Below are 13553 nucleotides of genomic sequence, written 5' to 3' on the forward strand. Positions count from 1 at the left end.
CGTCGGCGGTGGTGCGAGCGGATCCGGCCGGCGAGCGCGGCAGCGGGCGACGAGGGCCGCGGACGGGAGGTCGCGCGGGACTCGTGCTGGCGGGTGGCGCGCACGGAGGAGGATCCGCGACGGTGCGGGAGAGACGGCCGGGCGGATGCGCCCGTCCCGCCAGTCTGGCACCGGTTGACCTATGCGGCCTATCCGGATGTCCGGCCACAGGCTCCCGTCACCCGCGGCCGGTTCCGTTCCGTTCCGTCATCCGGCGGATGCGGCGCGCGCTGCCCCGTCGATACCGTGGGCGCATGACCGCCGCACCCGCCCCCGACAGCGTCGACCGGTTCTGGGTGCGGCCGCGGCCGGATCGCGCGGGCCTGCGATACGACGCGCTGCTGGCCGTGGTCATGCTCGTGCTCACCACGTTCAGCGTCATGCAGTACTACGCGCTGGGCATGTACCCCTCGCGGCCCGCCATCTGGATCATCGGCGCCTGGATCCTGCTGATGTGCGTGCCGCTCGCCTTCCGCCGCCTGCAGCCCGAGGCCGTGACGCTCGTGATCGGCGCGACGTTCATCATCGGCGCGTACCAGTTCGTGCCGGAGCTGATGTTCTCCAACATCGCCATGTTCATCGCCATGTACTCACTCGGCGCCTGGGGCAGGAACCGCCTCAGGGCGAACATCGTGCGGGGCGTCATCGTGGTCGGCATGTTCGCGTGGCTGTTCAGCTCGCTGCTGCAGACCTCGGGGTTCTACTCGCTCTCCGGCTCGACGTTCGAGAACGCACCGGATGACGCCTGGATCCCGGCGCCCGTGGCCGCGGGCCTCATCTCCATCATCACGAACCTCCTCTACTTCGGCGGCGCCTGGTACTTCGGCGACCGCGCGTGGGCATCGGCGCGCGACCGCTGCGCGCTCGAGACGCGCACGGCCGAGCTCGCGACGGAGCGGGAGCGGGTCGCGGAGCAGGCCGTCACGCTCGAGCGCGTGCGCATCGCCCGGGAGCTGCACGACGTCGTCGCGCACCACGTCTCGGTGATGGGCGTGCACGCGGGCGCGGCCCGACGGGTCCTCGGGCGCGACGCCGACAAGGCCGCGACCTCGCTCGGCATCGTCGAGGAGAACGCGCGCAGCGCCATCGAGGAGCTGCACCGCATGCTCGTCGCGCTGCGGCAGGAGGAGGACGGCACGGGCTCCGCGGGCGACGGCGGCGGATCCGACCCCAGCCTCACCGCGTCCACCCGCGGCGTCGACCAGCTGCACGAGCTCGTGGCGGACGCGTGCGGCGCGGGCCTCCAGGTCGGGTTCGACGTCGTCGGCACGGCCCGGCCGCTCACGCCCACGGTCGACCTCATCGTGTACCGGGTCGCGCAGGAGTCGCTCACGAACGTGCGGAAGCACGCGGGCACCGGTGCGCGCGTCGACCTGCGCCTGCGCTACCTGGCCGACCGGGTCGAGGTGGAGGTGAGCGACGGCGGGCCCGCGGGAGCTGCGGCGTCCGCGGCCGCGGGTCCCGTGCGGAACGGCCCCGGCGGCCTCGGCCAGCGCGGCATGCGGGAGCGCGTGGCGGCGGTCGGCGGATCCATCGAGATCGGCCCGAAGGCACGCGGCGGGTACCTCGTGCGGGCGTCGCTGCCGACGGGGCCGACGCCCGTCGTGCCGCCCGTGCCGAGGCCCGTACCCGTCTCCGCTAGCGTCCCCGCTCCCGAGCCCGCGTCCGTCCCCGAGCCCGCTTCCGTCCCCGAGGAGACCCGCGCATGAGCGCCGACCCGACCCGCATCCGCGTCCTGCTCGTCGACGACCAGGCGCTCGTGCGCGCCGGGATCCGCGTGATCCTCGAGAGCGAGGACGGCATCGAGGTGGTCGGCGAGGCCGCCGACGGCGAGGAGGGCGTGCGCCTGGCCGCCGCGCTCGCGCCCGACGTGATCTGCATGGACGTGCAGATGCCGCGCGTCGACGGGCTCGAGGCCACGCGCCGCATCGTCGCCGACCCGGCCCTCACCGCGGGCGTCCTCATGCTCACCACGTTCGACCGCGAGGACTACCTCTTCACCGCGCTCGATGCGGGCGCGAGCGGCTTCGTGCTGAAGAGCGCGTCGCCGGAGTCGCTCGTGGAGGCCGTGCACGTCATCGCCCGCGGGAACGCGCTGCTCTCGCCCGACGTCACGCGGCGGGTCATCGAGCGCTTCGGCCGCGGATCCGGCACGGCCGGCGACGACGCCGACGCCGCACCGGCCGCCGCCGCGACGCCGACGATACCGACCGACCCGCGCGTGCAGACCCTCACCGACCGCGAGCTCGAGGTGCTGCGTCTCCTCGCCGAGGGCCTCGCGAACGCCGAGATCGCCGAGCGCCTCTACCTCGGCGAGGCGACCGTGAAGACCCACGTCTCGCGCCTGCTCCTCAAGCTCGGCGTGCGCGACCGCGTGCAGGCCGTCGTGTTCGCGTACGAGCGCGGGATCGTGGTGCCGGGGGCGAGCTGAGCCGGCGGATCCTCCGGGAGCTACCCGTCGTAGGCGACGTGGTGCAGCTCGGCGTCGGTCCGCTCCGCGTGGAGCCGCGTGTACGCCTGCGCGATGACGCCCGGCTCCGCGTCCGGGTGGCCGCCGCCGATCAGCGCCGTGATCCCCACGTGCGCGACGTAGACGCCCTTCGGCGCGAGCGCGGCGTGCAGGTTCAGCGTCCAGTTGCGGAGGCCCGCGGCCGCGATGTTGACGTTGCCGAGGAACGGCAGGGGCGAGATGGAGCCGCCGCCGGTGGTGACGAGCACGGTCCCGCGCCCGGCCTCGATCATGGCGGGCAGGACGTGGCCGACCGCGGTGAGGGCGCCGCCGAGGTAGAAGTCGATCTGCGGCTGCAGGTTCGCCGGGGTGACCTCGAGGACGTCGACGGACGCGAGGGAGGGGTCGGCCGGCGAGAACTCGAGCACGTCGATCGGCCCGAGGGCGGTGACGACCGCGTCGAGGGCGCCGGTGACGGTCGCGGCGTCGCGGATGTCGGCCGCGAAGCCCTGGGCCGTGATGCCCTCGGAGCCGAGGGTGGCGGCCAGGGCGTCGAGCTTCGCCTGGTCGCGCGAGACGAGCGCGACGTCGAAGCCCTGGCGGCCGAACGCGCGCGCGATCTCGAGGCCGAGTCCGGCACCTGCGCCGATGATCGTGATGAGGGGCATGGGGATCCTTCGTCCGGGCCGGCCGGGGCCGGGATGAGCGGTAAGTTGAGGGCAACCTCAATCACGAGTGTACGCACAACTTGAGGCACACCTCAACAACAAGGAGACTGATGGCCGAGCAGCGGAGCATGCGGCGCGACGCCCGCGCGAACGTCGAGAAGCTGCACGCGGCCGCCCTGGCGACGTTCGCGGAACGCGGTCTCGGCGCTCCCCTGGAGGACATCGCACGCGCGGCCGGGGTCAGCATCGGCACGCTCTACAACCGCGTGGGATCCCGGGAGGCGCTCATCGACGCCGTGATCCCGACCATCGCGGGCGAGAAGCTGCTCGCCCTCAAGGCGTCCGTCGACGCGCAGCCCACCCCGCGCGCACGGCTGGAGCGCTTCGTCCACGGCATGGTGGACCTGCAGCTCGAGGATCGCGCCCTCAACGACGCGATGCTCCGCCGCTTCCCCGAGGCGACCGCCCTCATCAGCACGTGCGACCGCTCCCTCGCGCTCGGGCACCAGCTCGTCGAGGACGCGCACGGCGACGGATCCCTGTCGCCCGACTTCACCTACGACGACCTCATGGCGATCCTGTGGCTGGCCGGCACCGCCAGCCGGGACGCGGCGGCACCGGAGGCCTGGCGCCGGGTCATCGACCGCAGCCTGGCCGCGGCCTGGCGCGACCCGGGCTGACGCGCGGGGCTGGGGTCCGTCCGCGCGCGGGCGAGGCCATGCGTGCCATCCTCCGACGTGCCCGACTCCCCCACCCACGCGCCCGATCCCGATCTCGACCCCGCCCAGGCTCCTGCGGACGTCCCCTTCGCGGTGCCCGAGCCGCGGGTGTCCGACGCCCCGGATGCGCAGCCGGACGCGGCGCGGCTGCTCGGCCTGTGGCGGGAGCGGTGGCCGGAGCCCTACCCGCAGTACAGCGGCTGGAACATGCCGGGCGTCCGCTTCCACACGCTGCCGTGGAGCACCCAGGAGGCCCGCCAGGCTCGGGACCGTCGGAGCGCCCGCCGGCGCTACTCGAGCATCGTCAGCGGCCTCGAGGCACTGTCCGGCTCGCCCGGCACGATGGTCCTGGAGCTGTGGCGCGGGGGCCTCGGCGAGTCCGACACGGTGCTGCCCGACCTCCTGCCGTGGGCGACATTCACGGAGCCGAGCGCGACGGACGAGCAGGACGTCGAGGACTGGACGAGGACGCTGCGCATGCGCGTCGGCCGACCATCGCTCGAGGACCTCTGCGACCTCGGCCACCGAGAGGAGGGCCGGTACCTGCTCATCGCCGAGGACATGACGTGGACCGTCCGCTGCTACGCCGGCGGCATCGACGTGTCGATGCTCGACGCATCCATCGAGCGGCATCTGGCGGAGACGTACCAGCGTTGGCTCCCGCCGGAGTCGTGGGTCGTGGGGCACGACTGGATGCGCCTGGCGACGCCGGGGGATCTGCGCCGCAAGGCCAAGTCCGACCGCCAGCTCGAGATCTGGAACGCCCGCTGGCGGAAGCGGAGGGCGCGCGAGGAGGAGCTCGGACTCGGGGACGACGTCGACGACGACCTCGAGGACTGAGCGGGGCGAGCGCGGGGAGCCGCCCCTCAGAACCCGCCGCGCTGCGACATCGGGGAGATCACCAGCTCGTCGATCCGCACGTGCGGCGGCGAGGCGAGCACGAACATCGCGGCGCGCGCCACGTCGTCGGGCGTGAGCATCGCCGCACGCTCGGCGGCGTCGGGGACGGTCGGCCGGAGCGCGAGGAAGTCGCTGTCGATCGTGCCCGGGCAGAGGTGCGTGGCGCGGATCCCGCTGCCCGCCTCCTGCGCGTTGAGGTCGCGCACGAGCGTCGCGAGGGCGGTCTTCGAGGCGCTGTAGGCGACCCCGGCGCCCGGCGAGTGGGTCCACGCGGCGTACGAGGAGACGAGCACGACGGTGCCGCCGGACGCCCGCAGCAGCGGGAGAGCGGCGGCGACCTGGTGCGCAGGCCCGGTGAGGTTGGTCGCGACGATGCGGTCGAAGTCGGCGAGGTCCTGGTCGGCCCACGAGCGGCGCGGGGCGTTGAGGCCGGCGGCGACCACCACGCCGTCGAGCCGGTCGAGGCCCGCGACGACGGCGGCGAGCGCGGCGTCGTCGGTGACGTCGAGCGGGGCGACGACGGCGGTGGATCCCGCCTCCTCCACGAGCGCGCGGGTCCCCTCGAGCGCCTCCCGGCGGCGGCCGGAGAGCACGACACGCCAGCCGTCGCGGGCGGCGGCCACGGCGGTCGCGCGGCCCACGCCGGATCCCGCGCCGCTCACCCAGAGGGTCCGCGCCCCCTCCCCCGGCAGGTCGCCGTCGTGGTCGTCGTGCGTCCGTGCTCCGGACATGGCGGTCTCCCTCGGTCACCCCTACGTTGAGGGAAACGCTATTCGGACTGTGGGGAACACGCATGCTCATCGACCTCCGCGACAGGGTCGTCGTCGTGTCCGGTGCCGCCCAGGGCATCGGCCGGGCGATCGCCGGGCGCTTCCTCGCGGAGGGGTGCCGGGTCTTCGGCCTCGACCTCCGCTTCCGCGACGCGCTGCCGGAGGGGATCACCGCGATCGTCGCCGACGTCACCGACCCGGCGTCCGTGCAGGCCGCCGTCGCGCGGGTGCTGGAGGAGGCCGGCCGCGTCGACGTGCTCGTGAACAACGCGGGGATCAACGTCGAGGGGTCGGTCGAGACGCTCGAGCCCGCGCGCTTCCAGGCCGCGTTCGACGTGAACGTGGGCGGGGTGTTCCTGCTCTCGCAGGCCGTCATCCCGGCCATGAAGGCGGCGGGAGGCGGGCGGATCATCAACGCGGCGTCGTTCGCGGCCGTCATCCCGAGCGTCGGGGCGGCCGCGTACGGTGCGTCGAAGGCGGCGGTCGTGCAGTTCACGCGCGTGCTCGCGAGCGAGCTCGGGCCCTGGGGCATCACGGTCAACGCCTACGCGCCCGGCATGATCCCCACGGCCATGAACGGCTTCGCCGAGATGCCCGAGCGCGCGCAGGACCGCCTGCTCGACACCCTCAGCATCCGGCGATGGGAGCGGTCCGACGACGTGGCCGACCTGCTGGTCTTCCTCGCGAGCGACCGCGCCGGCTACATCACGGGCACGCTCATCGACGTGAGCGGCGGCAAGCTCGCGACGCAGATGCCACAGCGAGCGTACGAGGGCGAGGGCGCACCGGAGCGCGGCCCGCGGGACGGCATCCGATGAGCGTCACGACGTGGGATGCCGTGCCCCTCGACACCGTCCGCTCCGAGCACGCCGAGGCGCCGCTCTGGGACACCGCGCGCGGCACCCTCCTCTGGGCCGACCAGTACGTCGGCATCGTGCGCGAGGCCACGCTGGATCCGGTCACGCTCGCGGTCGGGCCCGTCACGGAGACGCACGTCGGCGGCCCGGTCGGCGCGGTCGTCCGGCACGCGGACGGCGGACACGTGCTCGCCGCGCGCGACGGCTTCGTCCGCCTCACGGGCGACGGCGAGCTGATCCCGATGGCCGACGTGCTCCCGGCCGACGGCATCCGGCGCCGCATGAACGACGGCGAGGTGGATCCGCGGGGTCGCCTCTGGGCCGGATCCATGGCCTTCGACAAGACGCCCGGCGCCGGCGCGCTGTACCTCCTCGACCGGGGCGTGGCGACGACCGTGCTCGAGGGCGTCACCATCTCCAACGGCACCGCGTTCTCGGCCGACGGTACGCAGATGCTCTACATCGACACCCCCACGCAGCAGGTGCGCCGCTTCCGGGTGACGGAGAGCGGGGGCCTCGCGGATCCCGAGGTGGTGGTCGAGATCGACCCCGCCGACGGCCACCCCGACGGCATGTGCGTCGACGACGCGGGGTTCCTCTGGGTCGCCCTATGGGGCGGCAGCGAGGTGCGGCGGTACTCCCCCGCGGGCGAGCACGTGGGATCCGTGCGCGTCGACGCGCCGCAGGTCTCCAGCTGCGCCTTCGCCGGGCCAGATCGCGACATCCTCGTGATCACGACCTCGCAGGAGGGCTACTCCGCGGAGGACTCGGCCCGGCATCCGCGCGCGGGCATGCTGTTCGCCGTGCGGCCGGGGGTCACGGGCCCGGCGGCGAGCGCCTACGCGTAGGCGGTGATCGAGGCGGAGTCGACGAACCCGGACCCGCGACCCGCGAGACGCGCGGCCCCGCCTGCGAGCGCCGCCGACGCGATGGCGACCACGGTGCCGGCGAGCACGGCCGCCGCCGCGGGTCCCGTGGACGAGTGCGCGAGCACCAGAGCCGCGACGAAGGCGACGACCTGCACGAGCCAGAGCGCGTGGATCCACCACCGCCACGCCCCGCGGCGTGCCGCCACGCGCTCGAGCCCGCGACGCACCTGGACGAGCGCGGCCACCCGGATGAGCACGGACAGCGTCACCAGCGCGAGCCCGCTCAGGGCCAGCGGCGCGGTGCCGATGTCGGTGAGGATCAGCGCGAACAGCACGAACCCCGCGGCGGAGGCGCCGTCGGCGACGGCCTGGACGACGGTGGCGATGCGCATGATCCGACCCTAGGAGGGCCGATCCCGCCGGACCATCCGCGGCGGCGCCCCAGATCAGGGGTCGACGCCCCCCCCCCCCCCCGATCCTCCCGTCCCCCTCCGGGTTCCCCCTCACGGCGGACTCCGCCGCGCACCCCCGCACCTAGCGTGAGCAGCACGGATCACCCACGCCCACCGAGGAGGCCCTCCGTGCTCGAAGTCCACAACGTCACGCGATCGTTCGGGGACCGCCGCGTCCTCGACGACGTGTCCTTCGCCGTCAGGCCGGGGAGGCTGACCGGCTTCGTCGGCGGCAACGGCGCCGGCAAGACCACCACCATGCGGATCATGCTCGGCGTGCTCACGCCCGACTCCGGCACCGTCTCGCTCGACGGCGCCGACCTCGGCACCTCCAGCCGCCGCACGTTCGGCTACATGCCGGAGGAGCGCGGGCTGTACCCGAAGATGAAGCTGCAGGAGCAGATCGTCTACCTCGGCCGCCTGCACGGCATGTCCGCGTCCGACGCGACCACGAGCACCGAGCGCCTGCTCGACCGGCTCGGCCTCGGCGAGCGCCGGAACGACCCCATCGAGTCGCTGTCGCTCGGCAACCAGCAGCGCGCGCAGATCGCCGCGAGCCTCGTGCACGACCCCGAGGTGCTCGTGCTCGACGAGCCGTTCTCGGGCCTCGACCCGATCGCCGTCGAGAACGTGCTCGGCGTCCTCACCGAGCGGGCCGCGCAGGGCGTGCCCGTGCTGTTCTCCTCGCACCAGCTCGACATCGTGGAGCGCCTCTGCGATGACGTGGTCGTCATCGCCGAGGGCCGGATCCGCGCATCGGGCGACCGCGAGCAGCTGCGCGACGAGCACAGCCGCCCCCTCACGGAGCTGCAGATCGACGGCGACGGCGGATGGGTGCGCGACGTGCCCGGCGTCGAGGTCGTCGAGTTCGACGGCGGCTACGTGCTCTTCGAGGCCGACGACGAGGCCCGCCAGCGCGTGCTCGCCGAGGCCGTCTCCCGCGGATGCGTCACGAGCTTCACCCGCCGCCGCCCCACCCTCAGCGAGATCTTCCAGGAGGTCGTCCAGTGAGCACCACCACCGCCGCCAGCCGGCAGAGCACGGCCCCGTCCTTCGCCCAGTCCACGATGCTCGTGACCGGCCGCGAGGTGCGCATGCGCCTGCGCAGCAAGTCGTTCCTCATCAGCACGGCGATCCTGCTGCTCGGGATCCTCGCCTCGATCGTCGTCACCGGCTTCCTCGCCGCGAACGACTCCGGGGACGACCGGACGCGCGTCGCCGTGGTCGGCACGGCTCAGCAGGCCGTCTCCGCCGCCGGGTCGCTCGAGGGCGTGCCCGCGGACAGCGTCGAGGACGCCCGCGCGATGGTGCGCGACGGCGACGTGGACGCGGCGGTCGTCCCCGACGACCAGGCCGCCGCCGAGGGGAGGGTCGTCGTGATCGGCGACGACTCCGCCCCCGACGGCGTCGTCAGCGCCCTCACCGAGACGCCCCGCGTGGAGCTCCTGCAGGAGTCCGCGACCAACCCCGCCATCGCCTACATCGTGGCGCTCGCGTTCGGGCTCGTCTTCTTCATGTCCGCGCTGACGTTCGGCATGATCATCGCCCAGAGCGTGGTGGAGGAGAAGCAGACCCGCGTGGTGGAGCTGCTCATGTCCACGATCCCGGTGCGGGCGCTGCTGGCGGGCAAGGTGCTCGGCAACAGCATCCTGGCGTTCGCGCAGATCGCGCTCATCGCGCTGATGGCGGGCCTCGGCCTCCTGGTGACCGGCCAGACGGAGCTGTTCGCCGTCGTCGGACCCGCGGTGCTCTGGTTCGTCGTGTTCTTCCTGTTCGGCTTCGTGCTGCTGGCCTCGCTCTACGCGGCGACCGCGGCGCTCGTCTCCCGCCAGGAGGACGTGGGCGCGGTGACCGCGCCCGTGACGTACCTCGTGATGATCCCGTACTTCGCGGTCATCTTCTTCAACGACAACCCCGTGGTGCTCGCCGTGATGTCGTACGTGCCGTTCGCCGCTCCCGTGGGCATGCCGATGCGCCTGTTCCTCGGATCCGCCCAGTGGTGGGAGCCCGTCGTCTCGCTCCTCGTCCTCCTCGTGACGACCGCGGCGGTGGTGGCCCTCGGATCCCGCATCTACAGCAACTCGCTGCTCCGCACCGGATCCCGCGTGAAGCTGCGTGAGGCGCTGAAGGGATGATCGACGCGCTGCAGGACTTCACGAACGGCCTGCCGGAGGTGCTCCGGTGGTTCGGGATCATGGTGACCGCGATGATCCCGTTCCTCGAGGTCGAGCTCGCGGCCGTGCTCGGCGTGATCAGCGGCCAGCACGTGGCGATCGCGGTGCTCGCGGCCGTGGTCGGCAACACCGCCGTCGTCGCGCTGATCGTGCTGGTCGCCTCCCGCACGCGCTCGCGGCTCACCCGCGACAGCGCGAAGGAGGAGACGCCGAGGCGGGCCAAGGTCCGCCGCACCTTCGACCGCTACGGCGTGCCGGGCGTCAGCCTCCTCGGCCCGCTGCTGCTGCCGACGCACTTCACGTCGGCCGCGATGGTCTCCTTCGGGGCCCGCGCCCGCTCGGTGCTGCTCTGGGAGACGATCGCGATCGTCGTCTGGGGTGTCGGGTTCGGGGCGCTCGCGGTGCTGGGGCTCGCGGCGGTCTGATGCGCATACGCCGCTCGCTGCCCGCGCCGCGGCCGACCGGCTGGCCGGATCCGCTCCCCCTGCGGATCCGGCCGGGCACCGATACGGTCGACGCATGACCGCCGCGATGACGCCCGGATCCCCGCCGCCGCTTGAGCTGCCCCTCTACGGCGCGTCCTGGGCCGAGGCGATGCGGCGGTTCTTCCTCAAGTACGCGACGTTCCGCGGGCGGGCGAGCCGCAGCGAGTTCTGGTGGTGGGCGCTGACGGCGTTCGTCGCCTTCAACGCGCTCGACGTCCTGAGCGGCCTCGCCACGGGCGGACGCGATCCGATGGACGTCGTCGACCGCTTCGCCGTCGTGGACGTCTGGAGCGGGATCTCCGCCGTGCTCCAGCTGGCCGTGTTCGTCCCGTCGCTCGCCGTCTCGTGGCGCCGGCTGCACGACGTCGACCGCAGCGGCACGTGGACGCTCATCAACTTCATCCCGATCCTCGGGACGATCGTCTACGTGATCATGACCGCGGGTCGGTCGCGTCCCGGCGGCGCGCGCTTCGACTGACGCCGCGCCCCCACCCGCAACTCGCGCGAGCACGCGAGCCGCACCGCTACGGTGAGCGCGTTCCGCTCCCCGAACCCGAGGATCCCCATGGCCGTCGCCGCCCGCCGCATCCTGCCCTCCGCGCTCGCGGCCGTCCTCGTCGTCGCGGCGCTCAGCGCGTGCTCGCTGCAGCAGATCGCCGACCTGCTCCCGCACGACGCTCCGCGCGACGACGAAGGCGCCATCACCGCGAGCGGCAGGACCGGCGTGTTCGACCTGCGCCAGGGCGACTGCATCGAGGACCAGACCCTCGTCGACAGCCTGTCGGGCGAGACCGGGGACGGGGTCTCCCAGGAGGTGACCGCGGTGCGCACGGTCCCGTGCTCCGATCCGCACGACTTCGAGGCGTACCGGGAGGTGACCCTCACGGGCGGCTCCGACTACCCCGGCTCGGATCCGGTCGACGCGCAGGCCGACGACGAGTGCGGCAAGGCCTTCGACTCCTTCATCGACTTCGACTACAAGGACTCGATCTACGAGTACACCTACTACCAGCCGACGGCCGAGGGCTGGATGACCGGCGATCGCACCGTGACATGCCTCATCGGGGATCCCGCGGGCAAGACGGTCGGCTCGCTCGCCGGCATCGGGCGGTAGCGCCGCCGCCCGGCCGTGCGTAACACCCCCGGCCTAGGGTGAGCCCATGACCGCTGCCCCCGGCACGACCCCGCATCACGACGTCCTCGTCATCGGCGGGGGGAACGCGGGGCTCTCGGTCGCGGGTCGCCTCCGGCGGTACGGCGTCGACGACGTCGCGGTCATCGAGCCGCGCGACACGCACTACTACCAGCCGATCTTCTCCCACGTCGCCGGCGGCACCGCGCGGGCGTCGCAGGCCACGCGGCCGCAGGGGTCCGTCACGCCGAAGGGCGTCACGTGGATCCGGGACCGCGTCGCCGGCATCGACCCGGTGGCGAAGACCGTGACGCTCGCCTCGGGACGGAGCGTCGGCTACGGCCAGCTCATCGTGTGCCCGGGCATCCAGAAGGACTGGGACGCGGTGCCCGGCCTCGTCGACGCCATGGCGTCGCCCGTCGGCATCTCGAACTACGAGCACCACTACGCGGCCAAGGCGTCGAAGGTGCTGCGCGACGTGCGCTCCGGCACGGTCGTCTTCACGCAGCCCGACGGCCCCGGCACCTGCTCGGGCGCGTCGCAGAAGCCGATGTACCTCGCGTGCGACCACTGGCGCGCGATCGGCGTGCTCGACGACATCCGCGTCGTCCTCGTCGTGCCGACCCCCACCATGTTCGGCATGCCGCTCATCGACGCCGAGCTCGAGCGCAAGGTCGCCGAGTACGGCATCGAGGTGCGGTACGGGCGGGAGCTCGTGGCGGTGGATCCGGGCGCCCGCACCGTCGAGATCGCCGGCGTCACCCGCTCCCGCGCGCTCCTCGGCCCGGACCACGCGGCGCAGCAAGGCCTCGGCGACGCGGAGCGCGAGACCATCGCCTACGACGTCCTCCACGCCGTCCCGCCGCAGTCCGCGCCCGACTGGCTCGCCGACACCGGCCTCGCGGCGCCGGGCGACGCGAGCGGCTTCGTCGAGGTGGATCCGCTGACCCTCCGCCACCCGCGCTTCCCCGACGTGTGGGCGCTCGGCGATGCCGCGGCCACCACGAACTCGAAGTCCGGCGGCGCGCTCCGCCAGCAGACCACCACGGTCGCGAAGAACCTCGTCGCAGCGCTGAAGGGCAAGCCGCTGCGGCAGACCTACAACGGCTACTCGGTGTGCCCGTTCGTCGTCTCGCGCTCGACCGTCGTGTTCGCCGAGTTCGACGACCGCTACCGCCCGAAGCCCACCATCCCGGGCTGGAAGGGCCTCGCGAAGGAGCGCCGCATGACGTTCCTCGCCGACCGGTACGTGCTGCCGTGGGTGTACTGGAACCTGATCCTGCAGGGGCGCGCCTGATCCACGCCGTCCGCCGCGCGGATCCGCCGTCGGACGGACGCGCCGCCGCCGGGCACCCCGCGAAGATGGCCCCATGACGCGCCCCGGTGAGACCGCCCCTGACTCCCGCGGCCGCACCGGCCTCCACCTCCGCGGGGCGGACCTCGACCGCAACCCCGACGTGGTCGTGAGGCGCGTCGAGGTCACCTCCGACGGCTGGCATGTGCTCCGCCGGACGACGCTCGACCTGCGGCTGCGCGACGGATCCTGGCAGGAGCAGCAGCGTGAGACCTACGACCGGGGCGACGGCGCCACCGTCCTGCTCTACGCGGCCGACACGCACCGGATCCTCCTCACCCGCCAGTTCCGCTACCCCGCCTACGTCAACGGCCACCCCGACGGCATGCTGATCGAGGCGGCGGCCGGCCTCCTCGACGAGGACTCCCCCGAGGACGCGATCCGCCGCGAGGCCCGGGAGGAGCTGGGCGTGGAGATCGTCGCGCTCACGCACCTGTTCGACCTCTTCATGAGCCCCGGATCCGTCACCGAGCGCGTCCACCACTACCTCGCCGCGTACGCGCCGGAGGACGTGGTGAGCGCGGGCGGCGGCGTGGCCGACGAGGGCGAGGACATCGAGCGGATCGAGGTGACGCTCGAGGAGGCCCTCGCGATGGTCGCCGACGGTCGGATCGCCGACGGCAAGACGGTGATCCTGCTCCAGCACGTCGCGCTCCACGGCTTCCCGGCCTAGGCGGGCGGCACC

The 13553-nt window shown here is 73.3% G+C and carries 16 protein-coding genes; 13 read left to right on the forward strand and 3 right to left on the reverse strand.

The window, feature by feature from the left end; translation table 11 throughout:
- The first annotated feature begins 293 nt into the window (after positions 1-293).
- Both ACMT9T_RS08385 and ACMT9T_RS08390 read left to right on the forward strand, forming a co-directional pair.
- Positions 294-1748: a sensor histidine kinase gene (locus ACMT9T_RS08385; RefSeq protein ID WP_414745110.1), complete on the forward strand. Its 1455-nt coding sequence runs from the start codon at positions 294-296 to the stop codon at positions 1746-1748.
- The gene (locus ACMT9T_RS08390) at positions 1745-2470 is read left to right on the forward strand and encodes a response regulator (RefSeq protein ID WP_414745111.1); all 726 of its coding nucleotides are present in this window, start codon (positions 1745-1747) and stop codon (positions 2468-2470) included. The genes ACMT9T_RS08385 and ACMT9T_RS08390 overlap by 4 nt, the downstream gene beginning before the upstream one ends.
- Positions 2471-2490: 20 nt before the next feature.
- On the opposite strand, the gene ACMT9T_RS08395 is transcribed toward ACMT9T_RS08390, so the two are convergent.
- Complete coding sequence (locus ACMT9T_RS08395; protein ID WP_414745112.1) at positions 2491-3156, reverse strand: SDR family NAD(P)-dependent oxidoreductase; 666 nt, start codon at positions 3154-3156, stop codon at positions 2491-2493.
- 110 nt (positions 3157-3266) lie between these two features.
- On the opposite strand from ACMT9T_RS08395, the gene ACMT9T_RS08400 reads away from it, so the two are divergent.
- Together ACMT9T_RS08400 and ACMT9T_RS08405 are read left to right on the forward strand one after the other, a co-directional pair.
- Positions 3267-3836 (forward strand): TetR/AcrR family transcriptional regulator, encoded by a 570-nt coding sequence (locus ACMT9T_RS08400; protein WP_414745113.1) that lies wholly within the window; start codon positions 3267-3269, stop codon positions 3834-3836.
- 57 nt (positions 3837-3893) lie between these two features.
- Complete coding sequence (locus tag ACMT9T_RS08405; protein WP_414745114.1) at positions 3894-4715, forward strand: DUF3885 domain-containing protein; 822 nt, start codon at positions 3894-3896, stop codon at positions 4713-4715.
- A 26-nt stretch (positions 4716-4741) separates the two neighbouring features.
- On the opposite strand, the gene ACMT9T_RS08410 is transcribed toward ACMT9T_RS08405, so the two are convergent.
- Positions 4742-5506, reverse strand: coding sequence for an SDR family oxidoreductase (locus ACMT9T_RS08410; RefSeq protein ID WP_414745115.1), 765 nt, complete (start codon positions 5504-5506; stop codon positions 4742-4744).
- Positions 5507-5568: 62 nt separating this feature from the next.
- On the opposite strand from ACMT9T_RS08410, the gene ACMT9T_RS08415 reads away from it, so the two are divergent.
- Together ACMT9T_RS08415 and ACMT9T_RS08420 are read left to right on the forward strand one after the other, a co-directional pair.
- Entirely contained in the window at positions 5569-6363 is a 795-nt protein-coding gene (locus ACMT9T_RS08415; RefSeq protein WP_414745116.1) for an SDR family NAD(P)-dependent oxidoreductase, read from the forward strand.
- The gene (locus ACMT9T_RS08420) at positions 6360-7250 is read left to right on the forward strand and encodes an SMP-30/gluconolactonase/LRE family protein (protein ID WP_414745117.1); all 891 of its coding nucleotides are present in this window, start codon (positions 6360-6362) and stop codon (positions 7248-7250) included. The genes ACMT9T_RS08415 and ACMT9T_RS08420 overlap by 4 nt, the downstream gene beginning before the upstream one ends.
- Here the strand turns inward: ACMT9T_RS08420 and ACMT9T_RS08425 are convergent.
- Positions 7241-7663 (reverse strand): hypothetical protein, encoded by a 423-nt coding sequence (locus tag ACMT9T_RS08425; protein WP_414745118.1) that lies wholly within the window; start codon positions 7661-7663, stop codon positions 7241-7243. The genes ACMT9T_RS08420 and ACMT9T_RS08425 overlap by 10 nt on opposite strands.
- A 189-nt stretch (positions 7664-7852) precedes the next feature.
- Here ACMT9T_RS08425 and ACMT9T_RS08430 point away from each other — a divergent pair, with 189 nt between their 5' ends.
- From ACMT9T_RS08430 to ACMT9T_RS08460, 7 genes are all read left to right on the forward strand, one after another.
- Positions 7853-8734 carry an ABC transporter ATP-binding protein gene (locus ACMT9T_RS08430; RefSeq protein ID WP_414745119.1) on the forward strand — a complete coding sequence of 294 codons (882 nt, stop codon included), beginning with the start codon at positions 7853-7855 and terminating at the stop codon, positions 8732-8734.
- Positions 8735-8790: 56 nt separating this feature from the next.
- Positions 8791-9858: an ABC transporter permease gene (locus ACMT9T_RS08435; protein ID WP_414745867.1), complete on the forward strand. Its 1068-nt coding sequence runs from the start codon at positions 8791-8793 to the stop codon at positions 9856-9858.
- Entirely contained in the window at positions 9855-10322 is a 468-nt protein-coding gene (locus ACMT9T_RS08440; protein WP_414745120.1) for a hypothetical protein, read from the forward strand. The genes ACMT9T_RS08435 and ACMT9T_RS08440 overlap by 4 nt, the downstream gene beginning before the upstream one ends.
- A 94-nt stretch (positions 10323-10416) precedes the next feature.
- On the forward strand, positions 10417-10860 hold the full coding sequence (locus ACMT9T_RS08445; protein ID WP_414745121.1) for a DUF805 domain-containing protein: 444 nt from the start codon (positions 10417-10419) through the stop codon (positions 10858-10860).
- Between the two features lie 87 nt (positions 10861-10947).
- Entirely contained in the window at positions 10948-11496 is a 549-nt protein-coding gene (locus ACMT9T_RS08450; protein WP_414745122.1) for a septum formation family protein, read from the forward strand.
- Between the two features lie 46 nt (positions 11497-11542).
- Complete coding sequence (locus ACMT9T_RS08455; protein ID WP_414745123.1) at positions 11543-12811, forward strand: NAD(P)/FAD-dependent oxidoreductase; 1269 nt, start codon at positions 11543-11545, stop codon at positions 12809-12811.
- Between the two features lie 73 nt (positions 12812-12884).
- Complete coding sequence (locus ACMT9T_RS08460; RefSeq protein ID WP_414745124.1) at positions 12885-13541, forward strand: NUDIX domain-containing protein; 657 nt, start codon at positions 12885-12887, stop codon at positions 13539-13541.
- Positions 13542-13553: the final 12 nt, after the last annotated feature.

This window comes from Clavibacter vidaverae (assembly GCF_047529985.1).
Classification (GTDB): domain Bacteria; phylum Actinomycetota; class Actinomycetes; order Actinomycetales; family Microbacteriaceae; genus Clavibacter; species Clavibacter nebraskensis_A.